General features: G+C 73.1%; 22 protein-coding genes and 3 tRNA genes. 10 read left to right on the forward strand and 15 right to left on the reverse strand.

Annotated features, from left to right (window positions below):
* Positions 1-478: 478 nt before the first annotated feature.
* Together ACQZ2A_RS08970 and mobF are read right to left on the reverse strand one after the other, a co-directional pair.
* Positions 479-1,051: an ATP-binding cassette domain-containing protein gene (locus ACQZ2A_RS08970; RefSeq protein ID WP_430209982.1), complete on the reverse strand. Its 573-nt coding sequence runs from the start codon at positions 1,049-1,051 to the stop codon at positions 479-481.
* Positions 1,052-1,788: 737 nt separating this feature from the next.
* Positions 1,789-5,613, reverse strand: coding sequence for a MobF family relaxase (mobF, locus tag ACQZ2A_RS08975; RefSeq protein ID WP_430209744.1), 3,825 nt, complete (start codon positions 5,611-5,613; stop codon positions 1,789-1,791).
* A gap of 307 nt (positions 5,614-5,920) precedes the next feature.
* Here mobF and ACQZ2A_RS08980 point away from each other — a divergent pair, with 307 nt between their 5' ends.
* Positions 5,921-6,127 carry a helix-turn-helix domain-containing protein gene (locus ACQZ2A_RS08980; RefSeq protein ID WP_430209747.1) on the forward strand — a complete coding sequence of 69 codons (207 nt, stop codon included), beginning with the start codon at positions 5,921-5,923 and terminating at the stop codon, positions 6,125-6,127.
* 132 nt (positions 6,128-6,259) lie between these two features.
* Here the strand turns inward: ACQZ2A_RS08980 and ACQZ2A_RS08985 are convergent.
* The 4 genes from ACQZ2A_RS08985 to ACQZ2A_RS09000 form a co-directional block, all read right to left on the reverse strand.
* A tRNA-Val gene (locus ACQZ2A_RS08985) sits at positions 6,260-6,334 on the reverse strand.
* Between the two features lie 16 nt (positions 6,335-6,350).
* Positions 6,351-6,421, reverse strand: a tRNA-Cys gene (locus tag ACQZ2A_RS08990).
* 23 nt (positions 6,422-6,444) lie between these two features.
* A tRNA-Gly gene (locus ACQZ2A_RS08995) sits at positions 6,445-6,517 on the reverse strand.
* Positions 6,518-6,626: 109 nt separating this feature from the next.
* Positions 6,627-7,766, reverse strand: coding sequence for a YihY/virulence factor BrkB family protein (locus ACQZ2A_RS09000; protein ID WP_430209750.1), 1,140 nt, complete (start codon positions 7,764-7,766; stop codon positions 6,627-6,629).
* A 32-nt stretch (positions 7,767-7,798) separates the two neighbouring features.
* On the opposite strand from ACQZ2A_RS09000, the gene ACQZ2A_RS09005 reads away from it, so the two are divergent.
* The gene (locus ACQZ2A_RS09005; RefSeq protein ID WP_430209752.1) at positions 7,799-9,451 is read left to right on the forward strand and encodes an acyl-CoA dehydrogenase family protein; all 1,653 of its coding nucleotides are present in this window, start codon (positions 7,799-7,801) and stop codon (positions 9,449-9,451) included.
* Here the strand turns inward: ACQZ2A_RS09005 and ACQZ2A_RS09010 are convergent.
* Entirely contained in the window at positions 9,441-10,415 is a 975-nt protein-coding gene (locus ACQZ2A_RS09010; RefSeq protein WP_430209755.1) for a polyphosphate kinase 2 family protein, read from the reverse strand. The two genes, ACQZ2A_RS09005 and ACQZ2A_RS09010, sit on opposite strands and share 11 nt — an antisense overlap.
* A gap of 41 nt (positions 10,416-10,456) precedes the next feature.
* Between ACQZ2A_RS09010 and ACQZ2A_RS09015 the strand changes: the two genes are divergently transcribed.
* A complete protein-coding gene (locus tag ACQZ2A_RS09015; protein WP_430209758.1) occupies positions 10,457-11,194 on the forward strand; it encodes a dihydrofolate reductase family protein in 738 nt (245 codons plus the stop codon).
* Positions 11,195-11,201: 7 nt separating this feature from the next.
* Here the strand turns inward: ACQZ2A_RS09015 and ACQZ2A_RS09020 are convergent, their stop codons facing one another.
* Positions 11,202-12,362, reverse strand: coding sequence for an alpha/beta hydrolase family protein (locus ACQZ2A_RS09020; RefSeq protein ID WP_430209985.1), 1,161 nt, complete (start codon positions 12,360-12,362; stop codon positions 11,202-11,204).
* A 5-nt stretch (positions 12,363-12,367) separates the two neighbouring features.
* Complete coding sequence (locus ACQZ2A_RS09025) at positions 12,368-14,536, reverse strand: ATP-dependent DNA ligase (protein ID WP_430209761.1); 2,169 nt, start codon at positions 14,534-14,536, stop codon at positions 12,368-12,370.
* Positions 14,537-14,615: 79 nt separating this feature from the next.
* Here ACQZ2A_RS09025 and msrB point away from each other — a divergent pair, with 79 nt between their 5' ends.
* On the forward strand, positions 14,616-15,047 hold the full coding sequence (gene msrB, locus ACQZ2A_RS09030) for a peptide-methionine (R)-S-oxide reductase MsrB (RefSeq protein ID WP_430209764.1): 432 nt from the start codon (positions 14,616-14,618) through the stop codon (positions 15,045-15,047).
* Positions 15,048-15,137: 90 nt separating this feature from the next.
* Here the strand turns inward: msrB and hemQ are convergent, their stop codons facing one another.
* Both hemQ and hemG read right to left on the reverse strand, forming a co-directional pair.
* Entirely contained in the window at positions 15,138-15,863 is a 726-nt protein-coding gene (hemQ, locus tag ACQZ2A_RS09035) for a hydrogen peroxide-dependent heme synthase (protein WP_430209767.1), read from the reverse strand.
* Positions 15,860-17,293 (reverse strand): protoporphyrinogen oxidase, encoded by a 1,434-nt coding sequence (gene hemG / locus ACQZ2A_RS09040; protein ID WP_430209770.1) that lies wholly within the window; start codon positions 17,291-17,293, stop codon positions 15,860-15,862. Before hemG ends, hemQ begins: the two co-directional genes overlap by 4 nt.
* Before the next feature lie 162 nt (positions 17,294-17,455).
* On the opposite strand from hemG, the gene ACQZ2A_RS09045 reads away from it, so the two are divergent.
* A complete protein-coding gene (locus ACQZ2A_RS09045; RefSeq protein ID WP_430209773.1) occupies positions 17,456-18,454 on the forward strand; it encodes a DUF4349 domain-containing protein in 999 nt (332 codons plus the stop codon).
* 9 nt (positions 18,455-18,463) lie between these two features.
* On the opposite strand, the gene ACQZ2A_RS09050 is transcribed toward ACQZ2A_RS09045, so the two are convergent.
* From ACQZ2A_RS09050 to ACQZ2A_RS09065, 4 genes are read right to left on the reverse strand one after another with little or no spacing between them, the layout of a single operon-like run.
* Entirely contained in the window at positions 18,464-18,979 is a 516-nt protein-coding gene (locus ACQZ2A_RS09050; protein ID WP_430209775.1) for a GNAT family N-acetyltransferase, read from the reverse strand.
* A gap of 4 nt (positions 18,980-18,983) precedes the next feature.
* Complete coding sequence (locus ACQZ2A_RS09055; RefSeq protein WP_430209987.1) at positions 18,984-19,439, reverse strand: DinB family protein; 456 nt, start codon at positions 19,437-19,439, stop codon at positions 18,984-18,986.
* A 38-nt stretch (positions 19,440-19,477) separates the two neighbouring features.
* Positions 19,478-20,563, reverse strand: a complete 1,086-nt coding sequence (gene hemE, locus ACQZ2A_RS09060) for a uroporphyrinogen decarboxylase (RefSeq protein WP_430209778.1) — start codon at positions 20,561-20,563, stop codon at positions 19,478-19,480.
* A gap of 26 nt (positions 20,564-20,589) precedes the next feature.
* Entirely contained in the window at positions 20,590-21,414 is an 825-nt protein-coding gene (locus tag ACQZ2A_RS09065; RefSeq protein ID WP_430209781.1) for an EamA family transporter, read from the reverse strand.
* Positions 21,415-21,506: 92 nt separating this feature from the next.
* On the opposite strand from ACQZ2A_RS09065, the gene ACQZ2A_RS09070 reads away from it, so the two are divergent.
* The 5 genes from ACQZ2A_RS09070 to ACQZ2A_RS09090 all read left to right on the forward strand — a co-directional run bounded on the left by ACQZ2A_RS09070 (position 21,507) and on the right by ACQZ2A_RS09090 (position 25,420).
* The gene (locus tag ACQZ2A_RS09070) at positions 21,507-22,091 is read left to right on the forward strand and encodes a DUF3000 domain-containing protein (RefSeq protein ID WP_430209784.1); all 585 of its coding nucleotides are present in this window, start codon (positions 21,507-21,509) and stop codon (positions 22,089-22,091) included.
* Positions 22,092-22,098: 7 nt separating this feature from the next.
* Entirely contained in the window at positions 22,099-23,355 is a 1,257-nt protein-coding gene (locus ACQZ2A_RS09075; RefSeq protein WP_430209787.1) for an HRDC domain-containing protein, read from the forward strand.
* A 29-nt stretch (positions 23,356-23,384) separates the two neighbouring features.
* Complete coding sequence (locus tag ACQZ2A_RS09080) at positions 23,385-23,690, forward strand: ArsR/SmtB family transcription factor (protein ID WP_430209790.1); 306 nt, start codon at positions 23,385-23,387, stop codon at positions 23,688-23,690.
* Positions 23,687-24,079, forward strand: coding sequence for a VOC family protein (locus ACQZ2A_RS09085; protein ID WP_430209793.1), 393 nt, complete (start codon positions 23,687-23,689; stop codon positions 24,077-24,079). Before ACQZ2A_RS09080 ends, ACQZ2A_RS09085 begins: the two co-directional genes overlap by 4 nt.
* Before the next feature lie 129 nt (positions 24,080-24,208).
* The gene (locus ACQZ2A_RS09090; protein WP_430209796.1) at positions 24,209-25,420 is read left to right on the forward strand and encodes a thiolase family protein; all 1,212 of its coding nucleotides are present in this window, start codon (positions 24,209-24,211) and stop codon (positions 25,418-25,420) included.

Here is a 25,420-nt window from a genome sequence, read left to right on the forward strand (position 1 = left end):
GGTACCGAAAACCAAATCCACGCCAGCGCGGCTGCCACCGGCATACTGACGAACCGGGAAAACGCAAATCCAAGGCAGAGACCGACTGCTGCCGCGAGCAGCGCACCTGCAGCGAAGGGGACGAGTCCTCGTAATGCAAGTTGGTTCGAAACGCTCTGTCCCACGGTGAACACAATGACTGACAATGACGCAAGAATTGCCAACGCGAGGGACAGACTCAGCATGCCTGAAACTCGGAGCATCGAACTGCGTAAGTGCGCGGGCCGCAGCAAGAATGGGTCCAGCACTCCTGCGACGTATGCGGCCCAGCACGCCAAAACCGGCCCTATCACCGTCAGGCTATACAGCGGGACGCCCATATCTGTGAACGCGTACCCGGTCCGGAACTCAGCACTCTCGGATGAGAAATAAAACGCAAGTGCGGCACAAGCCAGCGCTAGGAAGGGCGCGCGAGTAAACCACATGGCTCGCAAGTAGCTCACGCGGCCGAACGCCTCCGAGGATCGACCTCTGCCATCCCGACAATCGTGAAGTCTTGAAGTTGCGCCATGGCCGCCGTGTCATGAGTAGCAATTACAATAGGCCTTGGCGTGCTCCTCAAAGACGAGGTCAGCGCTTCCAAGCTTTCTTCGTCCAATCCAGCGGTTGGCTCATCCAAGAGAAGGACATCTCCTTGGCGAGCCAATGCTTCGGCGTAACCCACTCGGCGCAGCTGCCCTCCGGATAGTCGCCTGACTTTCTTTCGAGCCAATGCTGTGAGTTGAGCTATTTGCAGAGCCTCCTCGACTGCAGAGGTCAAGGATCGTGCCCGCACTCCGGCGACCCAAGCCGACAAGCGAACCTGTTCCTGAACAGTTAGTCCTGCGACGGGAACCACATGTTGTGGCATCCAGGACACGGCCCGAAAGAGTTGCCGGCGGCTAGTCACTGGCCTGCCACGCACCGTGATCGCACCCTCTTGGGCAGTGAGCAGGCCGCAAGCGACCTTCAGCAAAGTCGATTTGCCCGACCCATTCGGTCCGACCAGAATGAAACGGTCGTCTTGGCCCACCGCGAAGGAGGCGCAGCGCAAGGCAGTCTCCCCCGTCGAGTATGTGTAGCGCAGTCGTTGCAGGGAAATGATAGACGGCTGAACCAATCTTGATCCTCAGTAGCGGACGGAAAGGCTAGCGCTGATGGGTGCGGGCCCTTGCCGGTACCGGACGTAGTACTGACCGGCGGACACGTCGCCAATCGTTACCTGAGCGTTGCAGGTGGGCTTATCGCCCTTAACGACTGGGTCGATGCCGACTTGGTCCTTGTAGACGCTGATCAGGACGGTGACCGTAGGTGTTGGCGAGCACGACGTGAACTGTGCGTACCCTGACACATTGTCGAGGTTGTTATCTGTCCAGCGGCTCGATTCCTTGCCGGCGATGCCTGAGAATCCCGCTGTGAAGCCGCCCTCTGCCATGGCCGAGGACGGAACGAAGGCAACTAAAGCGATCGAGGATGCCGCGGCGATGGCCGCACGACGTGATCTAGTCCCCATGTCAGTACTTCCGTTCGGTCATTGCGCCAAACTGGTTTGCTGGCCTCGTAGGTGGAGGGTCCCACACCTTCGTCGCAAACGCTCGGTGACACCGTCGAAGACTCGGGCGCGTGTCCGTCTTCAGTGGTCCCCGCACCACCCCCTGACGATGGGTGCACGCCAGGTCGCCGCCGTCGCGTGGCACAACCACGGCCCGCGCGGAGACCCATGTGAGCGACCGGAACGGCCTCATCCCGCGTCAATGACGGCAGGCCACTTCACCTGAGGACGCTGCGAGGCGTTGCTGGACGCGTGATGCGGCGTCGGTCCTCGGGCCTTGCGGCCGGGGGCCGGTCGGGCCGTGGCGCTGCGTCGCTCGCGGTCGCCTCGGGGTCGAGGATGCGGTACCAGAGGGCGGCGCTGGGGTGGTCGTCCGGGAGCGCGCAGGCGGCCATCGCGGCGGCGAGCCGGGTGGGGACGTCGGTGCCGTCTCGGCTGATGCGGTCGAGTCGTTCGGCGAGATGGGTGGTGAATCCGTCGCGCCGCCCGACGTGCTGGAGGACTACCTGCTCCCAATACTCGACGGGATCGGGGTAGGCGGCGCGGATCCGCTGGTCGAGGCGCGCGGCGTGGCGCCCGGCCGCTCCTCCACCGACCGGTGGGGGACCGGTGGGCCTGCGGTCGGTGTCGTCGACGTCGCGAGCAGCGCGCCAGAGGGCGAGGTCGGCGAGCAGGTCAGCGTCGGCGCGTTCGGGGAGTGAGGCAAGCCAGGCCCCGGCCGCGGGTGGCCCCTGCTGTCGGAGGGTGGCCGCGAGTGTCGAGACGCGGGTCGACCGGGCCCGGAGGTACGGCCCCCACGCCGGATCCTCGGTGAGACGCCGTGGAACGGCGGGTAGCCACGGCAGCGGCCCTGCGGGACATGGTTGTTCGAGGCGGGACAGCAGGATGGCGGCGGGGTCGATGGCGTCGTCGAGACCGGCCCGGCCGGCCGCGGCGCGCAGAGCGGTGGTGGCGTCGTGCCCGTCGGCCTCGGTGAGGGCGAGGTTGGCTCGCAGCCCGGGCCACGCGGCGGCCTCGGTGAGGCCGGGGACGAGCTGTTGGGCCGACTCCTCCAGCCGGCGGAACCACGCGTCCCCGAGCAGTGTCTGGGCGCCGGCGAGGAGGGCGTCGTCGTAGCGGGTGGCGGCGTCGTGCAGCTGGACGGCCGGGCTGTTGGCGCGGGCCTGGGTGCTGGTGGCGGAGAGGGCCGACCCGTCGCGGGCGAGGATGGCCTCGAGGGTCTCGGTTGCTGTGGCCGGGCTGAGGGTGTCGGTGACCGGCAGCAGGTGCGGGTCGCCGTCGGCGAGGGGCGAATGGACGTGGACGTGGTTCTCGAGGCGGCCTCGGGTGAGCATCGTGTAGAGCAGCTGCCGGGTCTCGTGGCCGGTGACGATGCCGTGGACGGTGTCGGCGGTGACGCCTTGGGCGGTGTGAACCGTTGTGGCGTAGCCGAGCTCGACGTGCCGGGCGACGTAGTCGGCGGGCAGCACGACCCTCGCCCGCGACCCGATGCTACGGACGGCCAACTCGCCTTCGGCGGCGCTCGTGACGAGCCAGCGGTCGCCGTTCTTGACCCAGTCGCTCCCCCCGGTGACGAGCCGCCGGTCGTTGCGGCGGGTGATGACCACGTCGCCTGCAGACGCGTGCGACCCGTCGGCCAGGGCCGCCTCGGTCCCGGGTGCCTGCCCGTCGAGCCGAGCGGCGCGGGCGCGGGCGTTGAGGGCGGCGACGAGGTCGCGTGACGGCGCGAGCATCAGGCAGTCCCTGCCGGCAGCACGGTCGGAGCTCCACGCCTCGAAGACGGCGTCGACGCTCGTGGCGAGGTCGCCGACGTGGACCCGTCCCCGGTCGAGATAGAACCCCAAGGCACTCGCGTCGCCCTCACGCAGGGCCAGCGTCGCGTGGGCCTCGACCGGGTCGCGGAAGCGGACCACCTCCTCCAGGCGCACGGCGCCGTGAGCGGCGGCGATGTCGCGCAGCACTCCCCCGGCCCCGACGGCGGCCAGCTGCTGGTCGTCCCCGACCAACCGGACGGACGCTCCGCGCCCGAGCACGTGCGTGACGACCCGTTCGAGGGTGAGGGTGTCAGCCATCCCGGCCTCGTCGACGAGCACGAGCGCGCCGGCTCCGATGGCGTCGGCGACCACGGACCTACCGCCGCTCTCGAGGTCGTGGGCGACCTTGGCGAGGGTGTCGGCCGGGATGCCGGTGGCCTGCCCGAGGACGCTCGCGGCGGCGGCGGACGGCGCCACCCCGACCACCGGCCCGACCTGGCCCCGCCACAGGTCGGCAAGCACGGCCAGGGCGGTGGTCTTGCCGGAGCCGGCCGGGGCGAGGGCGAGCTGGACCCGGCGGCCGCTGCTGGCGAGGGAGACCACGAGGTCGCTCTGGCCGCGGTTCAGCGCAACACCCGTGAGCGAGGCCTGCAGGACCGCCAGCCGCGCGTCCTCGGGGTCGACGACGATCCCGTCGGCGCGGCCGGCCGCTGCGGTCAGCCGCTGCTCGGCAGCCAGGATCCGGGGACTGGTGAACCGGTCGCTGCCCGTGTGCCGGTACACACTGGCGCCGTCGGCCCGGCGCAGGACGGCCGGGTCCACCATCGGATCATGCTCCGGGGTGAGGTTGACCGACAGCTCACCCGCCGCGACCTGCACCACGTGGGCGACGACCTCGGCAACATCCCCCGGTGCGACGTCGAGGTCACGCACCTGACGCTGCGCCTCCGCGGCCAGGTGCCACGTCTGCCAGGTCGCCCGCCGCGACTCGACCTCACGAACGACCCGCCCCGCCGCCTCCCGCACCCATGCCGCCGACAGCCCGGGCTGCGGGGTCCTGTTCGGTTGCAGCGCGGCCACCACCATCCGCTCCACCTCGGCAGGAGATCCGAGGGCCTCGACGGCCTCCACCCGCCAGGCAGCCCGCTGCTCCCCCACCGAGCGCGGCTCGTGCTTCGCCTCACGGGTCTCCAGGTTGGCCCGCTGGGCCAGCCCGATCGCCTCGACCGGGGTCGGCGGCCGGCCGTGCGCCCGGCGAAACTCGCTAGAGAGCTCGCGCTGCCGCGCGGTGATGTCGGTGCGGCGACGGGACCATCGCTGGCACAGCCCGGGATCGACGCCGACGACCTCGCGGACCGGGCGCCGCTCACCGGGCGCCTCGGCCCGGTCGGTGAACCGGAGCCCGAGGTCGGCGACCAGGTGCCGCTCGAGTGCCGTGTTGTAGGTCTCCGACACCGCGACCACGTGCTGGTGCAGCACCCGCCCGTACACCGAGAGCCACTTGCCCTCCACGGTCTGCACCTTGTTCGCGACCGCCACGTGGGTGTGCAGGTCCGGGTCGCCCGCCCGGGAGTCCCGGTGGGTGAAGGCCGAGGCGACCAGCCCCCGGGTCTCGACCTGTCGCGCACCGTCCTTGCCTTCGCGGGTGAAGAGGACCTCACGCTCGATGTAGGCCAGCGCCTCCGTCACGGCCGCCGCGTGCGCCAGCTCGATGGCCCGGGCAACCTCCGGCGGCGCGACCGCCCACAGCGCCGAAACCGACTTGACCGGGCTGAAGGTCAGGTCGAAGCCCGCCACCGTGACCCGCTGCGGACGGGAGTACCGGACCACGGCCGAGGCCAACTCGCGCTCATCCCGCGGCGCCCTGCCCCGCTCCCGGACGAAGAGCTCACGGGCGACCTCGCTGCGCACCGCCGCGGCCCGGGCTGCGGGGTCGGGCTCCTCGTGTCCGACCGGTCCCCTCGCCGCGACGCGTCGCGCGACCTCACGGTTGAAGCCGGCGTACCCGTCGGCGCCCTGCACCCGGTACCGCGCGCCGAGCGCGGCACCCGTCACCGGGTGCAAGCCACTGCCGAACAGGTGGCGCATCTGCTCGGCAGTCACCACGTCCCCGGCCTCGAGACCGTCGACCCCGACCAGACCGGTGCCGACCCACCGTCCCGGCGCCTCGCCCTTCTCCGAGTAGTAGGCCTCGAGCCCACCAGGCCCGAGCCCGGTCGCATCGCCCGCCGCGACCTGCCGGGTCAGGTACTCGTACCCCGACCCGGCCGACAGCTTGTGCAGCGTCATAGTCACACCCCCAAAGGCGCGCAGGAGGCGCTGGGCGGACACGGAACCGACCTGGATGAAAAAGGTGTGTGTCCCGTGATTGTTCTTTCGGCTGGATCAGGAGGCCGGTTCGCCGGTGTGGGTCAGGCGGTCAATCGACGTGGGGACCTTGGCTGGGGTCGTGAGATCTACGGGGGCGGGTCATCGCTGGTGTGATCGTGCGTGTCTTTGCGTCCAGTTCCGCCGAAGGTGTCCGCCAGCGTCGCGTTTGCGGCCTTGGGAACCATGCCGGTCCGAGGATCGGACCGGCCCCGCCCAGGAGGTCACCGTGGCCACGATCCACCACCAGCTCGTCTCACTCGCCGACGCGGCCGACGCCCTCGCGGTCTCGACACGCACCGTGCGCAGGTACATCGCCGACGGACAGCTCGACGCCGTCCGCCTCGGCCACCGGACACTACGGATCCGGGTCGAGTCCATCGACCGGTTCGTCACGGCCCGCCCGGTCGGGAGACCCCGCCGCGGCGCCGCCTGAAGACCAGCCCGGCAGTGTCGCCCCTATTCCATCCGTTACCAGAACGTGACACGCGGTGCACAGCCACTGTTCCTCGTATGTCCCGAGGAACAGGTCAGGCCCCCTCGAAAGGGGGCCTGACCTGCGGTTTCATGGTGGGCGATACTGGGTTTGAACCAGTGACCTCTTCCGTGTCAAGGAAGCGCGCTACCACTGCGCCAATCGCCCGAGGGGGTACTTCTCGAGGTGGAGACGGGATTTGAACCCGTGTACGCGGCTTTGCAGGCCGCTGCCTCGCCTCTCGGCCACTCCACCATTGGGGGGCGGCTAACCCTCCGAGCGGATGACCGGGTTCGAACCGGCGACCTCAACCTTGGCAAGGTTGCGCTCTACCAACTGAGCTACATCCGCGCGCATCGCGATGGAATCCCTTCCGGCATCCCCTCGCGGCGTGCTCCGAAACACTAGACGATCCGCGCGGGGAACTCCAAACCGGGGGCGGCCCGGGCCGTGCCGTGGCTCAGCGCTCGGACTCGACGGCCGCGACGGGGTCCTTCGCGACGACCGATCCGTCGTCGGCGCGGGTCTGCGCGAGGGGCGTGAGCGGGCCGGCGGCGGCCCGGCGCAGGCTCTGCAGGTCGAGGTCGTCCGGCACGTCGTCATCGTCCATCGCGTAGCCCGCGAACGGGTCGACGACGGGCTGGCCGGCCTGCGGCGACCGGTCGGAGCGCGCGGCACGCACGCGGGCCAGGAAGCGGGTGTGCAGGGCCCGGCGCTCCTCGGACGGCCACAGCTCGCGGATCGCGGCGTTGAGGGCGGCCCCGATGAGCACCGCGATGGCGAGGGCGTAGAGCCAGATGAGGATGACGATGGGCGCCGACAGCGGGCCGTAGATCGAGGTCCCGCCGATCGAGGCGCCGATGGTGCCGCGCACGACGAACGAGGCCAGCGCCCAGATGACGAGGGTGAGCACGGCGCCGGGGACGTCGCGGGTCCAGGGCGACCGGCGCGGCGTGGACACGTGGTAGAGGCTGGCCAGCCCGCCGACCGTCAGCAGCGTGACGAGCGGCCAGTAGAGGAACGTCAGCCAGTCCCACGGGTCGGGCAGCAGGTCGTTCAGCACCGACGGGCCCAGCAGGACCAGCGGGATCGTGATGACGCCCATGACGAGCGCGACGACGTAGAGCGAGAACGACAGGGCGCGGGTCTGGACGATGCCGCGCACCCCCGACTGCCCGTACATGATCGAGATGGTGTCGACGAAGACGTTCAGTGCCCGCGACCCCGACCAGAGCGACAGGACGAAGCCGATGGAGAGCAGGTCGGCGCGCCCGCCCCGGAAGACGTCGTCGACGGTCGGGCCGAGGACGGTCTTGATGACGTCCGGGGTGAGGAAGCGCGAGGCGTAGTCGAGGATGTTGTCGCGCACCGTCTCGACGGTCTGCTGGCCGAGCGGCTTGCTGAGGTAGCCGAGGCCGCCGAAGAGCCCGAGCACGAGCGGCGGCAGCGAGAGCAGCGCGAAGAAGCCGGCCTCCGACGCGAGTCCGGTGACCCGGTAGCGCAGGCAGATCCGCGTCGTCACGACGGTCAGCCGGGCGACCGCCAGCGCCCCCGGGACCCGCGCGAGGGCCCGGCGCACACGGCGCTTCGCGTCGGTCATGCGCCCCACGGTATCCGCCGTACAGTGCAACGGTGCGCACCCACGACGTGTCCAACCAGGTGCCGCCGCTCGAGGGGCACGACGTGCTGGCCTGCGACACCGCCCTGTCCGAGGCCGTCGAGCGGTGGGTGCAGCCCCACAATGCCGATGCCGCCGCGTCCCTGAGCGAGCTCGGCCGGTCGGCCGGCTCCGCCGAGGCCCGCCACTGGGCCGACCAGGCGGACCGCGTCACCCCTGTCCTGCGCACGCACTCCCCCACCGGCGAGCGGCTCGACGAGGTGGAGTACCACCCGGCCTACCACCGGCTGATGGAGTCCGCCGTCGGCGCCGGGCTGACCGCCGAGCCGTGGACGCGGCCGTCGGGGTCCGGGGCCCACGCGCGGCGGGCCGCCGGCTTCGTCGTGTGGTCCCAGGTCGAGGCCGGCCACCTGTGCCCGGTCTCGATGACCTACTCGGCGGCCCCCGCCCTCGCGGGCGCGCCGGACGTGGCGGCGGGATGGCTCCCCGGGCTGGCCTCGCGCAGCTACGACCCGGTGCTGCGTCCGCGCTCGACCAAGGCGGGGTTGACGCTCGGCATGGGGATGACCGAGAAGCAGGGCGGCTCGGACGTGCGCGCCAACACCACGCGCGCGGTCGCGACCCCCGGCGGTCCGCTCGAGGGCGAGACCTACCGCCTGACCGGCCACAAGTGGTTCTGCTCGGCCCCGATGAGCGACGGCTTCCTCGTGCTGGCCCAGGCCCCGGGCGGGCTCACCTGCTTCCTGCTCCCCCGCGTCCTCGACGACGGCACCCGCAACGAGCTCCGGCTCCAGCGCCTCAAGGACAAGCTCGGCAACCGCTCGAACGCCTCCTCCGAGATCGAGCTCGACGAGGCGTGGGCGGTCCGGGTCGGCGACGAGGGCCGCGGCGTGCGGACCATCATCGACATGGTCGCCTCGACCCGCCTCGACTGCGTGCTCGGCTCCACGGCGACGATGCGGGCCGCCCTCGTGCGGGCGGTGCACCACGCGCGCCACCGCTCGGCGTTCGGGGCCCGGCTCGTCGACCAGCCGTTGATGCGTGCCGTGCTCGCCGACCTCGCGCTGGAGTCCGAGGCCGCGACGGTGCTGGCGATGCGGCTGGCCCACGCCGTCGACAGCGGCGAGCACGAGCTGGCCCGGCTCGGCGTGGCCCTCGGCAAGTCGTGGGTCTGCAAGCGCACGCCGGCGATGGTCGCCGAGGCGCTGGAGTGCCTCGGCGGCAACGGCTACGTCGAGGAGAACGGGCTCGCCCGGCTCTACCGGGAGGCGCCGCTGAACTCGATCTGGGAGGGGTCGGGCAACGTCAACGCCCTCGACGTGCTGCGGGCCGTCACCCGCCAGCCGGAGTCGCTCGCGGCCCTCGGCAAGGAGCTGGCCCTCGCGCGCGGCCACGACCGCGCTCTCGACGCCGCGATCGACCGGTGCGAGGCCGCCGGGGCGGCGGCCCTCGCGGAGGACGCACCGTGGGGCGCGCGACGGCTCGTCGAGCTGCTGGCCGTCACGCTCCAGGCCGCGCTGCTCGTGCGGTACTCCCCCGGCCCGGTGGCCGACGCGTTCATCGCGAGCCGCGTCCGCGGGGAGCACGGTGCCGTGTTCGGCACGTTGGAACCGGCTGTGGCGCAGTCGGTCTCACCGGTGCTGCTCGAGCGGGCGCTCAGGGACTGAGCTCGAGCCGCTCGCGCTCGGCCTCGACGTCGAAGTCGGCCGCCGGCCACTGCGGGTCCATCCGCTCGAGCGCTTCGAGGAGCAGGTTGGTGACGGCCAGCCGCGCGTACCACTTGCGGTCGGCAGGGACGACGTGCCAGGGCGCAGCGTCGGTCGAGCACCGTTCCAGCGCAACCTGGTAGGCCTCCATGTAGTCGGTCCAGCGGGCCCGCTCGTCGAGGTCGCCCGGGTTGTACTTCCAGTACTTGTCGCCGCGGGAGAGGCGCTCCCCGAGCCGTGCCTTCTGCTCCTCGGGCGAGAGGTGCATCATCACCTTGACGACGGTCGTGCCGTCGGCGACGACCCCCTCCTCGAACCGGTTGATCTGCCCGTAGCGGCGCGACCACGTGGTCGGCGGCACGAGGTCGTGGACGCGCACGATCAGGACGTCCTCGTAGTGGGAGCGGTCGAAGACGCCGATGAGACCCGGCGTCGGCAGGGCGCGGCGGATGCGCCACAGGAACGGGTGCCGCTTCTCCTCCGCGCTCGGCGCCTTGAACGAGGTGATGCGCACGCCCTGCGGGTCGACGGCGCCGACGACGTGCCGCATGATGCCGCCCTTGCCGGAGGTGTCCATCCCCTGGATGACGAGCAGGACCGAGCGCGTGCCGCCGCCCTTGGACTCGGCGAAGAGCCGCTCCTGGAGGTCGGAGAGCCGCTGCTGCAGCTCCTCCATCACCTCCTCGCCGTCGGCCTTCTTGCCGTCGAAGCCCGGGGTGGCGCGCGGGTCGAGGTCGGAGAGACGGAAGCCCGGCCGCACGCGCAGCGCCTCGGACCACGAGGTCGCCTCGACGGCCTCGTCGGACCGCGCCTCGGCCGCCGCCTCGCGCTTCTTGCGCGCCTTCCTCGCGGCCTTGCCCGTCAGCTCGGCGGGGTCGACGCCCTTGGTCCTCTTGCCCTTGCCCTTGCTCGTGCGCTTGGCCATGAGCGGCATCCTCGCAGAGCCGGGCCTGCGAGGATGCCGTCGTGCGCGTGCTCATCGACCCCCGCCGCCCCGCCTCCCCGGGCAGCCGTCTCGGCGCCGACGCGCTGCGCGACCTCTACCGGCCACCGCGCGGGCGCTGGGTCCGCTCGAACATGGTGACCACCCTCGACGGGTCCGCCGTCGGCGCCGACGGGCGCAGCGGATCGGTCAACACGCCGGCCGACCACAAGGTCTTCGCGGTCCTGCGCGAGCACGCCGACGCCGTGATGGTGGGCGCCGGCACGGTGCGCGACGAGGGCTACACCCGGGTGCGCCCGACCCGTCGCTCCCCCGAGCCGGCCGCGCTCGTCGCCGTCACCCGCAGCGGCTCCGTGCCCGAGGGGCTGCGCACCCCCACCGAGGGACGCGGGGCGGGCCTGCTCGTCACCTGTGCCGCCGCCGGCGACCCCGCGCTGGGCCGTGCACGCTCCGTCCTCGGCGAGGACGCCGTCCTCGTCTGCGGGGAGGACACCGTCGACCTGCCCGCCGCGCTGGACGTCCTCGCCGAGCGCGGCCTGCGGCACGTGCTGCTCGAGGGCGGGCCCTCCCTGCTCGGGACCGCGCTGGCCGCCGGGGTCGTCGACGAGATGGCACTGACGCTGGCCCCGACGGTCGTCGGCGGGGATTTCCCCCGCATCGTCGCCGGTCCCCCGGTGCACGCCCCCGACGGCGTCGCGCTGCGGCCGCACCTACTCGTCGAGGAGTCCGGAACCCTGCTGGGGCTGTGGCGCGTGCGCTGAACCCCGATCAGCCGGAAGCGAACTCGCGGACGATCGACTCCCAGCGGTCGGGTTCGGTGTTCCACTCCTTGCAGTGCCTGGCCAGCCGCCACTCGTGGAAGGTCACGAGGTCGGGGCGGGCCTGGGCCAGGGCCAGCGAGGGCCCGAACGGGACGAACTCGTCGTCGGCCGAGTGGATGATCGTCAGCGGGTGGTCCAGCTCGTCCGCCCGGCGCACCCAGTCGGTGAGGGCGAGGTCGACGCCCTCGTGCACGCCGACGAGGCGGTGGCCGACGCGGTGGCGCATCATCACCCGCGCCAGCGAGCCGACCGGCCGGGGGATGTGGTGCTGGCGCGCGTGGTGGGCCAACACGTCGCCCCAGTCGACGACCGGCGCGTCGAGGAGGACGCGGCCGACCATCGGCGAGAGGTCGGAGCGGTCGAGGACCTGGAGCACGATGGCCCCGCCCATCGACCACCCGACGAGCATCAGCTCGGTGGCCCCGCGGTCGACGGCGTAGGCCATCGCGGCCTCGACGTCGCGCCACTCGGAGAGGCCCAGGGCGTAGCGACGGTCCGGGCCCTCCGGCACGCCCTCGTCGTTGCGGTAGGTCGGGACGAGGCAGGTCCAGCCCTCGGCCAGCAGCGGCGGCATCGCGCGGATCGCCTCCTCGCGGCGGGCACCCCGCCCGTGCACGAGGACCGCCCAGCGCGACGTCGTGACGCCGTCGGGTGCGACGACCCAGGCCGGCATCGCCCCGAGCTCGCCCTCGTAGGTGACGTTCTCGGTCGCCAGGCCGAGGCTCTCGTCCGGCGGCGACCCGTGGAAGTACTGGTTCCACCGCGCCGGGCCGGGGCCGAGGACGCCGCGGTCGACACCAAGCAGCTCGCGCCGGACCGTGCCCGAGGCCGCGTCGAGCTCGAGGACCTCACCGACCCGTGCGTGCCCCTCGCCCTCCTCGAGCCAGAGCCCGTACCGGCCGGGCACGACGGTCTCGGCAGTGGTGTCGAGGGTGACGCTGTGCGCGTCGGCGGCCCGGACCACGACGTCGTCGGGGCGGCGGGCATCCGGGGTCAGCACCTTGCGGGCGAAGTAGGCCGCGGCGGCCAGCGAGCCGCCGCCCGAGGCGAGGGCCGCGGTCCCGCCGACGGCCGCACCTGCGACGGCGACCCGACGGGCGGCGGGCATCCGGCTCACCCGCGCCCTCCGTCGAGGACGGCGGACAGGTCGTAGGAGACCGGCTCGTCGAGCTGGTCGTAGGTGCAGTCGGCGGGGTCCTTGTCCGGGCGCCAGCGCACGAACTGCGCGGTGTGCCGGAACCGGACCCCCTCCATGTGGTCGTAGCGCACCTCCACGACCCGCTCGGGCCGCAGCGGCGTGAACGACAGGTCCTTGCCCGCCGCCCAGCGGCTGCCCGCGGCGTTCTGCGGCGTCCGGTTCCCCTCCTCCTGCTTCGCCCACGCCCACGGGTGGTCGTCGAAGTCGGTGACCAGCGGCTGGAGCTCGTCGAACAGCTCCTTGCGGCGCGCCATCGGGAAGGCACCGATGACGCCGACCGAGACGAGCGTGCCGTCGGGGTCGTGGATGCCGAGCAGGAGGCTGCCGATCACGTCGGGGCCGGACTTGTGGGTGCGGTAGCCCGCGACGACGCAGTCGGCGGTGCGCTCGTGCTTGATCTTGAGCATCGTGCGCTTGTCGGGCTCGTAGGTGCCGTCGACGGGCTTGGCGACGAGGCCGTCGAGCCCCGCGCCCTCGAACTCGGTGAACCACGCGGCGGCCACCGCGGGGTCGTCGGTGGCCGGGGTGAGGTGGATGGGCGCCTGCGCGCCCGCGAGGGCCTGCTCGAGGAGGGAGCGCCGCTCCGCGAACGGCCGGCCGGTGAGGTCGTCGTCGCCGAGCGCCAGCAGGTCGAACGCGACGAAGCGGGCCGGGGTCTCGACCGAGAGCTTCTTCACGCGGCTGGCGGCGGGGTGGATGCGCTGGCTCAGCAGGTCGAAGTCGAGCCGGTCCTCCCCCGGGCGCACGACGATGATCTCGCCGTCGACCACGCAGCGCTCCGGCAGGTTGGCCAGCGCCGCCTCGACGACCTCGGGGAAGTAGCGCGTCATCGGCTTCTCGTTGCGGCTGCCGATCTCCACGCGGTCGCCGGAGCGGAAGACGATGGAGCGGAAGCCGTCCCACTTCGGCTCGTAGACGACCTCGGTGTCCTGCACCGCCTTCGCGTCGAGGCCCTTGACCGGCTTGGCGAGCATCGGCGGGATCGGCGGGACGAGGGGCATCCCCCACTCCTCGCGCAGCGCGGCGTCGCGCTCGGCCTTGGGCGCCATGTACTCGTCGTCGGACTTGTCCTGGCGGCGCTTGCTGGGCTGTACGCGCGGCGGCTCACCGGGCATCTTCGGGTAGTCCGGCGGGAAGTTCAGCTCGCCGAGCCCGCGCTCCTCGACATCCCTGTCCCACAGGGCGATCGCGGTGGCGACGTCGCCGACGGTGTCGTCGATGCCGGCCCAGGCGTCCCCCCGGTCCTCGAGCACGTCCGGGACGGTGAGGACGGTGAAGTCGCCGGGCGCGACGGTGGCCAGCTCGTCCCACGTGACCGGCATCGAGACCGGCGCGCCCGGCAGCGGGCGCGGGCTGTAGGCGGAGGCGATGGTGCGGTCGCGGCAGGCCTGGTTGAAGTCGACGAAGACCCGCTCGCCGCGCTCCTCCTTCCACCACGAGGTCGTCACGAGGTCGGGGAGCCGGCGCTCGAGCTCTCGGGCGATGCCGATGACGCCGTGGCGGACGTCGAGGAACTCGTGGGTGGGGGCGATGCGGGCGTAGACGTGGACGCCGCGGTTGCCGCTGGTCTTGGCCCACGCCGTGAGGCCGAGCTCGGCCATCAGCTCGCGCAGCGCCTGCGCCGCCTCCACCGCGTCGACGAAGCTGCGCCCGGGCTGGGGATCGAGGTCGATGCGCAGCTCGTCAGGGTTGTCGTTGTCCCCCGTGCGCACCGGCCACGGGTGGAAGGTGACGGTGTTCATCTGGACCGCCCAGACGGCCGTGGCCACCTCGTCGACGACGATCTGGTCGTGGCGGCGGCCGCTGGGGTAGCGGCAGCGGGTGGTGCCGACCCAGTCGGGCATCCCCTTCGGCGGGTTCTTCTGGTAGAACTCCTCGCCCTCGATGCCCTCGGGGAAGCGCTGGAGGGTGACCGGGCGGTCGCCGATGTGCCGCACCAGGTGGTCGCCGACGGCCATGACGTACCCGGCGAGGTCCCCCTTGGTGATGCCGGCGTCCGGCCACATCAGCCGGTCGGGGCTGCTGAGGCGCACCTCCCGCACCCCGTGCGGACCCTCGACCTCGACGATCTGCGCATCGGCCATGGTCCGGAGCCTAACGACGAGCGCCGACGGACGGGGCCGGCGCGGGAACCATCCGGTGCCCACCGGTGTTGGGACGGACATGACGATGAAGCCCACCGGACGCGAGTACACCGTCGAGCGCTCGGACGCCGAGTGGCGCGAGCAGCTCTCCCCCGCCGAGTACCAGGTCCTGCGCGAGGCCGGCACCGAGCGGCCCTGGGTCGGCGAGTACACCGACGCCAAGACCGTCGGGGTCTACGCCTGCCGGGCCTGCGGCGCCGAGCTGTTCGAGTCCGACACCAAGTTCGAGTCGCACTGCGGCTGGCCGTCGTTCTGGAGCCCGCTGGCCGGCGAGTCGGTCGAGCTGCTCGAGGACCGCTCGATGGGGATGAAGCGCGTCGAGGTGCGGTGCGCCTCCTGCGGCAGCCACCTCGGGCACGTCTTCGAGGGCGAGGGCTTCGACACCCCGACCGACCAGCGCTACTGCATCAACTCGATCAGCCTCACCCTCAAGCCGGCCGACCCCGCCTGACCGTCAAGGGAGGGCGATCCTCCCGACGAACGACGAGGACATGCCGTCACACCCGAGGGTGCGACGGCATGTTCTCGTCTCTCGACCGGTTCAGCGCTGGCGGTGCACCAGCGTGCGGACCGGCACGCGCGGGCCGGTGTAGAACGGCACCTCCTCGCGCACGTGCCGCCGCGCACCGGAGGCCCGCAGCTCACGCATCAGGTCGACGATGCGGTGCAGCTCGTCGGCCTCGAAGGCGAGGATCCACTCGTAGTCGTTGAGCGCGAACGACGCGATGGTGTTGGCCCGCACGTCGGGGTACTCGCGCGCCATCTGGCCGTGCTCGACCAGCAGGTCGCGGCGCTCCTTGTCGTCGAGCAGGTACCATTCGTACGAGCGCACGAACGGGTAGACGCAGATGTAGTCGCGCGCCTCCTCGTCGGACATGAACGCCGGGATGTGGCTCTTGTTGAACTCGGCCGGGCGGTGCAGCGCCGCCACCGACCACACGGGGTCGAGGTGCTCGCCGTACGCGGTGCGCAGGAACGCGTGGTAGGCCTCCTGAAGGGCCTCGATCGTCTCCGCGTGCCACCACACCATGACGTCGGCGTCGGCGCGCAGGCCCGCGACGTCGTAGGTACCGCGGACGACGACGTCGCGCGACGCGAGGTCGGTGAAGAGCTCCTCGACCTCGGTGGCCATGGCGTCGCGGTCCTCGTCGCCGATCGGCTCGGCGAGCGCGAACACCGACCACATCGCGTAGCGGATGGTGTCGTTGATCTCGCGGATGCGCGCGGCTCCGGGCTTGCTCGGCGCGGGGCGGGACGGCGTGCTCATCGGGACCCTCCTGGGGACGCGGTGCTGGTCGTGAGGTGGTCGGTGACGCCGCGCGCGGCCAGCGCGGCGGAGGCGATGACGGCCGGCACGCCGACTCCGTCGTAGGTGGCGCCGGCGACCTCGACGCCGGGCAGGTGCGCGACCTCGGCGCGGATCGCGGCCACGCGCTCGACGTGGCCGACCGCGTACTGGGGCAGGCCGCCGCCCCAGCGCTGGACGTGGTGGTCGACGACGGGCGGCAGCGGGCGGCCGAGGGCCTCCCCGACCTCGGCGACGGCCAGCGTGACGAGGTCGGCGTCGTCGCGCTGGAGGACCGCCTCCTCGCGGGCGCGGCCGAGCGAGGCCCGCAGGTGGACGACGTCCGAGGACAGCTGCCCCACCCACTCCCACTTGGCCGAGCTGAACGTCGACGCCTTGATGGCCCGCCCCTCGACCGGCGGCACGAGGAACCCCGAGCCGGGCAGGTCGGGCAGGCCGTCACGGCGCACGGCGAGGGTGACGACCGCCATCGATGCGGTCTCCACCTCGGCGAGGCCACGCGCGGCGGCCGGCGCGAGCTCGGCGAGCAGACGCGATGCCGGGGCCGGTGGCACGGCGAGCACGACGGCGTCGGCCTCGACGGCCACGGGGTCGGCGGCGGACCCGACGACCAGCCGCCAGCGCTCCCCCGCCCGCTCCAGCCCGCGAACGACGGCGCCGGTGCGCAGCAGCGCTCCTCGCGCCCGCAGCGCCTCGACGACCTCTCCGGGCAGCCGCCCGACCCCGCCGCGCAGCCCGGCGAAGGGCGGGCGGGCACCGTCGGCACGCACGGGCAGCGGGTCGAGGAGCGATGCGCCGCGCACGGCCCGCTCCCACAGGGCCGGCACGGTCGCGCGCAACGAGAGCCGGTCGGCGTGAGCGGCGTAGACGCCACCGAGCAGGGGCTCGACGAGGCGGTCGACGACGGCGCGACCCATCCGGGCGGACACGTACTCGCCCACTGAGACGTCCTCCGCCACCGCACCCCCGGGCCAGGCGACCTCGGCGGTGGCGCGCTGCACCTCGGAGGCGGTGAGCACGCCGAGGGCCGACGGCGGGTCGGTGGGCACGCCCATCACGGTCCCGCGGGGCAGCGCGTGCAGTGCTCCGCGGCTCCAGACCGCGGCCGAGGTCGTGGCCGGCGACACCACGTCCGCGGGGTCCACCCCCACGCGCAGGGCGAGGTCGACGGCCTCGGGACGGGTGGCGAGCAGCGACTCGGCCCCGACGTCGACGACGCAGCCGGCGACCGGCTCGACCCGCAGCTTGCCGCCGAAACGGTCCCCCGCCTCGAGGACGGTGACGTGGGCGTCGGGGAGGGCGTCGAGCACGTCGAGGGCAGTGCTCAGGCCGGCGATCCCGCCCCCGACGACGGCCACGTGGGGCCGGGTCGAGACGGGCGCCGAGGACATGCCGCCAGCGTCTCACGCGGTCCCCCGCGAGCCGTCACCGGTCCGCCGCGCTCCCGTGACCGGATCGAGACCACCGACCGGGAACCTCTCGTCCACCACCGGCGCCCCAGCGACGACCGAGCCCGACCGATCCACGACCGAGCCACGACCGAAGGAGCCACCGTGCGTGCCGTTCCCCACCCCTCGTCCCGAGCGGCCACCGTCGCCCTCGCCGGCGTCCTCGCGCTCAGCGCCCTCACCGCCTGTTCCGCCGGCGGTTCGGCCGACTCCGGGGCCGCCTCCGCCGCCGGAGGCTCGAGCGGCGTCACCGCCGAGGACTCCGGTGCCGCGTCCCGCCAGGACCTCGTGGCCCCCGACGCCGCCGGCAAGCCCGCCGCCCCCGTGTCGGGTACCGACACGGCCGCGGTTGCCGCCGCGGTCGCCGAGCGCAAGCTCGCCCGCCGGGCCGACGTCTCGCTCCGTGTCGAGGACGTGTCGCGCGCGGCCTCCACCCTGCGCACGATCGCCGGCCGGGCCGGCGGGCTCGTCGTCTCCGAGGAGGTCTCCACCGACCCCGGCTCGCCCACCCCCGAGGAGGGCGACGGCACCACGAGCGACGCCCGGACGAGTGGCGGCACGGTCACCATCTCGGTCCCGACGGAGAAGCTCGACGCCACGCTCGACGAGGTCGCGAAGGTCGGGACCGTGCTGTCGCGCCAGAGCAGCACCGAGGACGTCACCGGCCAGTACGTCGACACCACGGCCCGCGTCGAGACGATGAAGGCCAGCGTCGAGCGTGTGCGTGCCCTGATGTCCAAGGCCGACAAGCTCGCCGACGTCGTCAGCCTCGAGGCCGAGCTCTCCCGCCGCCAGGCCGACCTCGAGGCGATGGAGCGCCAGCTCGCCGCGCTCGACGACCAGGTGACCCTCTCCCCGATCACCGTCTCCCTCAGCGACTCCGGCACCCCCACCCCGGAGGAGGACCCGACGGGCTTCGTCGCCGGGCTGGCCTCGGGATGGGACGCCTTCACGACCTCCGTGCGCCTCGTGCTGACGCTCATGGGGGCGCTGCTGCCCTTCGCCGTCGCCGGGGCGCTCGTCCTCGTGCCGCTCGGTCTGTGGTGGCGCCGTCGCCGCGTCACCGTGACGCCCCCGGCACCTCCGGTCACCGCCGACGTTTGAGCCTCGGGGTCATCCCTCCCGCAGCGTCAGCGCCCAGCGGACCTCGCCGTCGACCTCCACCGGGGTCGGCGCGAGGCCGAGGGCCGCGGCCACCCGCTCGGACGGCCGGTGTCCCGGCGCCACGTGGGCGAGGACGGTCCGGACGCCGCGCCGCCGCACCTCTTCGAGCACGAGTGCGGCGGCACGTCGCGCGAACCCCCGTCCCTGCCACGGCACCCCGACCACCCACGCGAGCTCGGCCGTGTGGCCTCCACCGGTGAGCGTCGCCTGCACGAACCCGACCAGCGGACCGTCCTCGCCCTCACGCACCACCCAGGTGTGCCACTCCTCGTCGGCGTCCTCCGGGCCGCGCAGCTGGCGTGCGTACCGCTCGCGCAGCTCGTCCTCGGTCGGCGGGGCACCCCCGATGACCTCGTACAGCGCGGGGTCCGCGAGGACGACGGCCATCGGTCCGGCGTGCTCGACCCGCAGCGGCTCGAGGCGTAACCCGTCGCCGACGAGCTTGCGGCGCAACGGTTCCCGCACCGGGTCAGCCCCGGTCGGCGTCCGCGGCGAGCACCTGCTCGCGGAGGATGTCGGCGTGGCCGGCGTGCTGCGCCAGCTCACGCAGCAGGTGCAGACGCACCCAGCGGAACGGCAGGGGCCCGCGCCGGTTGCCGTGCACGAGGTCGTCGAGGGAGACCGGCTCGGCGATGGATCGTGCTGCGGCGCAGGCCCGCTCGTGGTCGGCGAGAACCGACTCGATGGTGTCGTCGTCCGTGAGCAGGAAGGAGTCCTCGACCGCCGCGGGCAGCCCGATCTCGGTGCGGGGCCGGCGCAGCACCGCCTCCTCGGACCAGACACGCTCGACGAACGTCGCGTGCTTGAGCAGGCCGAGCAGGGTCGTGGCGGAGGGCACCAGCCGCCGGCGCGCCTGCTCCTCCGTGAGCCCAGTGAGGCTCTCCCGCAGCCCGGCCCGGTGCTCGTCGATGAACGCGTCGAGCATCGTCCGCTCGCCGACGGCTCCCGTGCCGTGGTCGTGGCTCACCGGACCGAGACCTCGTGGACGAGCTCGACGACACGGGTCAGGACGTCGGGGTCGGTGTCGGGCAGCACGCCGTGGCCGAGGTTGAACACGTGGCCGGGGGCGGCCCGGCCCTCCTCGACGATCTCGACGACCCTGCGCGACAGCGCCTCCCACGGCGCGAAGAGCAGGGCGGGGTCGAGGTTGCCCTGCAGGGGCCAGCGGCCACCGGTGCGCTCCAGCGCGTCGGTGAGCGAGACCCGGTAGTCGACGCCCACGACGTCGGCGCCCGCCTCGCCCATCAGCGTCAGCAGCTCGCCGGTGCCCACGCCGAAGTGGATGCGGGGCACATCGAGGTCGGCAACCATCGCCAGCGCCGTGGCCGAGTGCTCCGCGACGAAGCGCGTGTAGTCGGCGCGGCTGAGGAAGCCGGCCCAGGAGTCGAAGAGCTGCAGCGCCGATGCGCCCGCCTCCCCCTGCACCCGCAGGAACGCCCCCGAGATGCGCGCCAGCTGCGCGCAGAGGTCGTGCCACAGCTCCGGGTCCCCGTGCATGAGCGCCTTGGTGTGCTCGTGGTTCTTCGAGGGCCCGCCCTCGACGAGGTAGGACGCCAGCGTGAAGGGCGCTCCGGCGAACCCGATGAGCGGCGTGGCCCCGAGCTCGGCGGTGAGCATCCGGACGGACTCGGCGATGTCCGGGACGTCCTCCGGCACGAGGTCGCGCAGCCGCGCGAGGTCGGCGCGGGTCCGCACCGGCTCCGCCACGACCGGCCCGACGCCCGGAACGATGTCGAGGTCCACCCCGACCGCCGCTAGCGGGACGACGATGTCGGAGAAGAAGATCGCCGCGTCGACGCCGTGCCGGCGCACCGGCTGGAGGGTGATCTCGGTGACGAGGTCGGGGCGGCGGCAGGACTCGAGCATCCCCACGCCCTCGCGGACCTTCCGGTACTCGGGCAGCGAGCGACCGGCCTGGCGCATGAACCACACCGGGGTGTGCGGCACGGGCAGGCCGCGGGCGGCGCGCACCAGCGCGGAGTCGGACGGGGACGCGGTCGTGGTGGTACCGGTGCTCGAGGGGGTCGTCACGGTGACCCATCCTCCCATCCGTGACGGCGGCCACGGACCCCCGTCTAGACGGCGATGAGCACCGCTCCCCCGACGGCCAGGACCACGCCCAGCTGCTGCACCCGCCGCAGCCGCTCCTTGACGATGACCCGGGCCAGCAACGTCGTCACGACGGGGTACAGCGACCCGAGGACGGACGCGATGCTCACCTGCCCGCGCGAGGAGGCGATGCCGAAGAGGAAGTTGGCCGCGAGGTCCCCGCAGCCGATGACGAGCAGCCCCGGCACCTCGCGCACGGTCACCCCGCCGTTCGAACGGAGCGCCAGGGCCACGACGACGAGCACCGTGACCGACGTGAGGCGCATCCCCCAGAGGGTGAGCAGCGCCGACTCGCGGGCGCCGCGGTCGAGGCAGAACAGGGCAAGCCCGAAGGCCACGGCGGCGACCGAGGCGAGGATCACCGGGCGCGCCGAGACCGCACCGCTCAGCTCGGGGCCGCTGGCGAGGGTCACCCCGGCGACGGCGACGGCCATCCCGACCCAGGCCCACGGCGAGGGGGCGTCGCCGTTCGCCACCCCGAGGACGACGGGCACGACCACGCCGAGCGCGGCGATCGGGGCGACCACGCCCATCGTCCCGGTGGACAGGGCCGTGTAGAAGCAGATGAGGCCGGTCATCCCCGACAGCCCGGCGGCCACGGCCCAGAGTGGCCAGACCTCGAAGGTCACCATGTCCCACCGGAACGCCACGATCGTGCTGACGACGAGCAGGGCCAGGCCCTGGGTCCAGCCGACCACCGCGATGGCCGGGCGGCGGCGCGAGGCCAGCCCGGCGAAGAAGTCGGAGGTCCCCCACACGGCCGAGGACGCGAGCGCGAGGAGGGCGGGCACGCTCGGCAGCGTAGGCGCCGGACGGCAGGACGCGCCGCCCCGTCCGGCGTGGCCTCACGCCGTCCGCGCCGTGGGCGTCCTACATTGCTGCCGTGACGCGCAGCACCCTGACCGGGAGGGAGTCCCCGGACTTCGCCCAGGCTCTCGAGGAGCTCCACCGTGCCCGCCTGCGGCCGGAGATCCGGCTCACCGAGGTCCCGGCGCCCCAGCGCATCGCCCCGCACGCCGTGGCCCTGACCGCCGACGTCATGGACCCGCGCGACCCCGACGACGAGCTCGCCTCGGGCCGGTTCGTCCTCCTCCACGACCCCTCCGCCCCCGAACCGTGGGGCGGGCAGTGGCGCGCCGTGACCTTCGCCCGCGCCGAGCTCGAGGCCGAGTTCGCGTCCGAGCCGCTGCTCGGTGAGGTCGGCTGGAGCTGGCTCACCGACGCGCTCACCGCGCGGGGTGTCCCGTTCGTCGCCGAGGCCGGCACCGTCACCCGCGTCGTCTCCGAGAGCTTCGGCGGGCTCTCCGACCGCCCCGCGAGCGTCGAGATGGAGCTGCGCGCGTCGTGGACCCCGCTCGGCCCCGAGGTCGGCGAGCACCTGCTCGCGTGGTCGGACCTGCTGTGCACGATCGCGGGGCTGCCCCCGCTGCCCGAGGGCGTCGTCGCCCTCCCGGGGCCGCGACGGTGACCGCCGCATGAGCCCGGTGACCGACGTGCCGGCAGGGGGCGAGGACGTGCCCGCCGGCGCCGACCCGGTGCTGCCCGAACCCGTCCCCCTCGAGGAGCCGGCCGAGGGCGTGCCCGCCGTCGTCGAGAGCGAGCGGGCTCTCGATGCCGCCGCGGCCGCGGTGGCAGCCGGCGTGGGTCCCGTCGCCATCGACGCCGAGCGCGCCTCCGGGTATCGGTACGGCCAGCGCGCCTACCTCGTGCAGGTGCGGCGCGAGGGCTCGGGCACCTGGCTCGTCGACCCCATCGCCGTCCCCGACCTCGCCCCGCTCGCCGAGGCCATCGGTGCCGCCGAGTGGATCCTGCACGCCGCGACCCAGGACCTCGCCTGCCTCGCCGAGGTCGGCCTGCGCCCGCGCCAGCTCTTCGACACCGAGCTCGCGGCGCGCATCCTCGGCCTGCCCCGCGTCGGGCTCGCCGCGGTCGTCGAGCACTACCTCGGGCTGCGCCTGGCCAAGGAGCACTCCGCCGTCGACTGGTCCACCCGGCCGCTGCCCGACCCCTGGCTGCGCTACGCCGCGCTCGACGTCGAGGTGCTCGGCGAGCTGCGCAACCTCATGGGCGTCGACCTCGCGATGCAGGGCAAGGACGAGTGGGCGCGCCAGGAGTTCGCCGCGCTCCTCGACTGGACCCCCACCGAGCGGGTCGACCCGTGGCGGCGGACCTCCGGCATCAACACGCTGCGCTCGCGCCGGTCGGTCGGCGTGGTCCGCGAGCTCTGGTACGCCCGCGACGCCATCGCCCGCGAGCGCGACACCTCCGTCGGCCGGGTCCTGCCCGATGCCTCGCTCGTCGACATCGCCCGCGTCGCGCCGCGCGAGGTCGCCGAGCTGCCCTCGGGGCACCGGGCCATCAAGCGGTACGCCCGGCAGTGGCTCGACGCCGTGGAGCGGGCACTGGCCCTCGACGAGGACGACCTGCCCCCGCGCACGCTGCCGAACGACGGACCGCCGCCCCCGCGGGTCTGGGCCGACAAGAACCCGGTCGCGGCCGAGCGCCTCGGCGACACCCGGGCGGCGCTCACGGCCTTCGCCGAGGAGCACACCATCCCCGTCGAGAACGTCTGCTCGCCCGACCCCCTGCGCCGCGTGGTGTGGTCGCCGCCCGAGGACCGCTCGGTCGAGGGGTTCACCGCCGCGCTGACGGCCCACGGCGTGCGCCGCTGGCAGGCCGACGTCGTCGCGCCGCTGCTGGCGACCGCCTTCGCCGAGCACCCCGACGCCTGAGCGGACCCCGTTGACAGGCAAGTAGCCGCTTGCCTATCGTCGACGCCGCCGAGGACCTTCTCTTCCGTGCCCTCGCCGACCCCACCCGGCGGGCCCTGCTCGACGCCCTCGTCGAGCGCGACGGCCAGACCCTCTTCGAGCTCTGCGCCCGGATGGCCGGCGCCGGCGTCACCTCGAGCCGGCAGGCCATCTCCCAGCACCTCGACGTGCTGGCCGCGGCCGGCCTCGTCCGGGTCCGCCGCGAGGGGCGCTACCGGCTGCACGACCTCGACACCACCCCCCTGGACCCGCTGCGCGAGCGCTGGGCCCGCCCCGACGAGAGGACCGACCCGTGAAGATCGCCCTGACCAGCGTGTTCGTCGACGACCAGCAGAAGGCCCAGGACTTCTACACCGGCGTCCTCGGCCTCACGACGAAGCACGACGTCCCCCTCGGCGAGCACCGGTGGCTCACGGTCGTCAGCCCCGAGGCGCCGGACGGCGTCGAGCTCGTCCTCGAGCCGAACGAGCACCCGGCGGCCACGGCCTTCCAGGAGGCGATGGCCGCCGACGGCATCCCCGTCGCGGTGCTGTCGGTCGAGGACGTCGAGGCCGAGCACGCCCGCCTCACCGACCGCGGCGTCGTGTTCACCCAGCCGCCCACGGCGATGGGCCCGGTGGTCACCGCCGTCCTCGACGACACCTGCGGCAACCTCGTCCAGCTGATGGCGCCCGCCGGCGCCTGATGGCGCCCGCCCTCGCGTGACGGCGCTCACCCGGCCGCCCCTGTTCTGACTGAGCGCTTGCTTAGTAGGATCGCCGTGTCCGGCTCCGCGCCGGGCCGATCCCCCGCACCCGACCAGGGAGGCCACCTCGTGCCCCGTGAGCTCCAGGAGGTCGTCTTCGTCGACGGCGTCCGCACCCCGTTCGGCAAGGCCGGCGAGAAGGGCGTCTACGCCCAGACCCGCGCCGACGACCTCGTCATCAAGTGCGTCCGTGAGCTGCTCCGGCGCCACCCCGAGCTGCCGAAGGAGCGGGTCGAGGAGGTCGCCATCGCCGCGACCACCCAGATCGGCGACCAGGGCCTGACCCTCGGGCGCCTCGCCGGGCTGCTCGCGGGCCTGCCGAAGTCCACCCCGGGCTACAGCGTGGACCGGATGTGCGCTGGCGCGATGACGGCCGTGACCAACGTGTCGTCCGCCATCGGCGTGGGCGCCATCGACATCGCCATCGCCGGTGGTGTCGAGCACATGGGCCGGCACCCGATGGGCGAGGGCATCGACCCCAACCCGCGGATCATCGCCGAGCGCGTCGTCGACGAGTCGGCCCTCGTCATGGGCAAGACCGCCGAGAACCTCCACGACCGCTTCCCGCAGCTGACCAAGGAGCGCTCCGACGCGTTCGCCGTGGCCAGCCAGCGCAAGCTCGCCGCCGCCTACGAGGCCGGCAAGGTCCAGCCCGACCTCGTCCCCGTCGCCACCCGGCACGCCGAGAAGGGCTGGGGCCTCGCGACCACCGACGAGCCGCCGCGCCCGGGCACCACGCTCGAGGAGCTCGCCTCCCTCAAGACCCCGTTCCGCCCGCACGGCAACGTCACCGCGGGCAACGCCGCGGGCCTCAACGACGGCGCCACCGCCTGCCTCCTCGCGTCGCAGTCCGCTGCCGACGAGCTCGGCCTCCCCGTCCGGATGCGCCTCGTCTCCTACGCCTTCGTCGGCGTCGAGCCCGAGGTCATGGGCATCGGCCCGGTCCCGGCCACCGAGAAGGCGCTCGCCAAGGCGGGCCTGACCATCGAGGACATCGGGCTCTTCGAGCTCAACGAGGCCTTCGCCGTGCAGGTGCTGGCCTTCCTCGACCACTTCGGCATCGCCGACGACGACGAGCGGGTCAACCCCTGGGGCGGCGCCATCGCCACCGGCCACCCGCTCGCGTCCTCCGGCGTGCGCCTGATGACCCAGCTGGCCCGCCACTTCGAGGAGCACCCCGAGGTCCGCTACGGCCTGACCGCGATGTGCATCGGCATCGGGATGGGCGGCAGCGTCATCTGGGAGAACCCGCACCACGCCGACTTCGGCAAGGAGGCCTGA

The sequence above is a fragment of the Phycicoccus avicenniae genome (assembly GCF_050496545.1).
In the GTDB taxonomy this organism is placed as follows: Bacteria; Actinomycetota; Actinomycetes; order Actinomycetales; family Dermatophilaceae; genus Phycicoccus; species Phycicoccus avicenniae_A.

Excerpts from the sequence above, each read along its gene's own strand:
- mobF (WP_430209744.1), bottom strand. The coding sequence starts at position 5,613 with ATGACGCTGCACAAGCTGTCGGCCGGGTCGGGGTACGAGTACCTGACC.
- ACQZ2A_RS09000 (WP_430209750.1), bottom strand. The coding sequence starts at position 7,766 with ATGACCGACGCGAAGCGCCGTGTGCGCCGGGCCCTCGCGCGGGTCCCG.
- ACQZ2A_RS09010 (WP_430209755.1), bottom strand. The coding sequence starts at position 10,415 with ATGGCCAAGCGCACGAGCAAGGGCAAGGGCAAGAGGACCAAGGGCGTC.
- ACQZ2A_RS09020 (WP_430209985.1), bottom strand. The coding sequence starts at position 12,362 with ATGCCCGCCGCCCGTCGGGTCGCCGTCGCAGGTGCGGCCGTCGGCGGG.
- ACQZ2A_RS09025 (WP_430209761.1), bottom strand. The coding sequence starts at position 14,536 with ATGGCCGATGCGCAGATCGTCGAGGTCGAGGGTCCGCACGGGGTGCGG.
- msrB (WP_430209764.1), top strand. The coding sequence starts at position 14,616 with ATGACGATGAAGCCCACCGGACGCGAGTACACCGTCGAGCGCTCGGAC.
- hemQ (WP_430209767.1), bottom strand. The coding sequence starts at position 15,863 with ATGAGCACGCCGTCCCGCCCCGCGCCGAGCAAGCCCGGAGCCGCGCGC.
- hemG (WP_430209770.1), bottom strand. The coding sequence starts at position 17,293 with ATGTCCTCGGCGCCCGTCTCGACCCGGCCCCACGTGGCCGTCGTCGGG.
- ACQZ2A_RS09055 (WP_430209987.1), bottom strand. The coding sequence starts at position 19,439 with ATGCTCGACGCGTTCATCGACGAGCACCGGGCCGGGCTGCGGGAGAGC.
- hemE (WP_430209778.1), bottom strand. The coding sequence starts at position 20,563 with ATGGGAGGATGGGTCACCGTGACGACCCCCTCGAGCACCGGTACCACC.
- ACQZ2A_RS09075 (WP_430209787.1), top strand. The coding sequence starts at position 22,099 with ATGAGCCCGGTGACCGACGTGCCGGCAGGGGGCGAGGACGTGCCCGCC.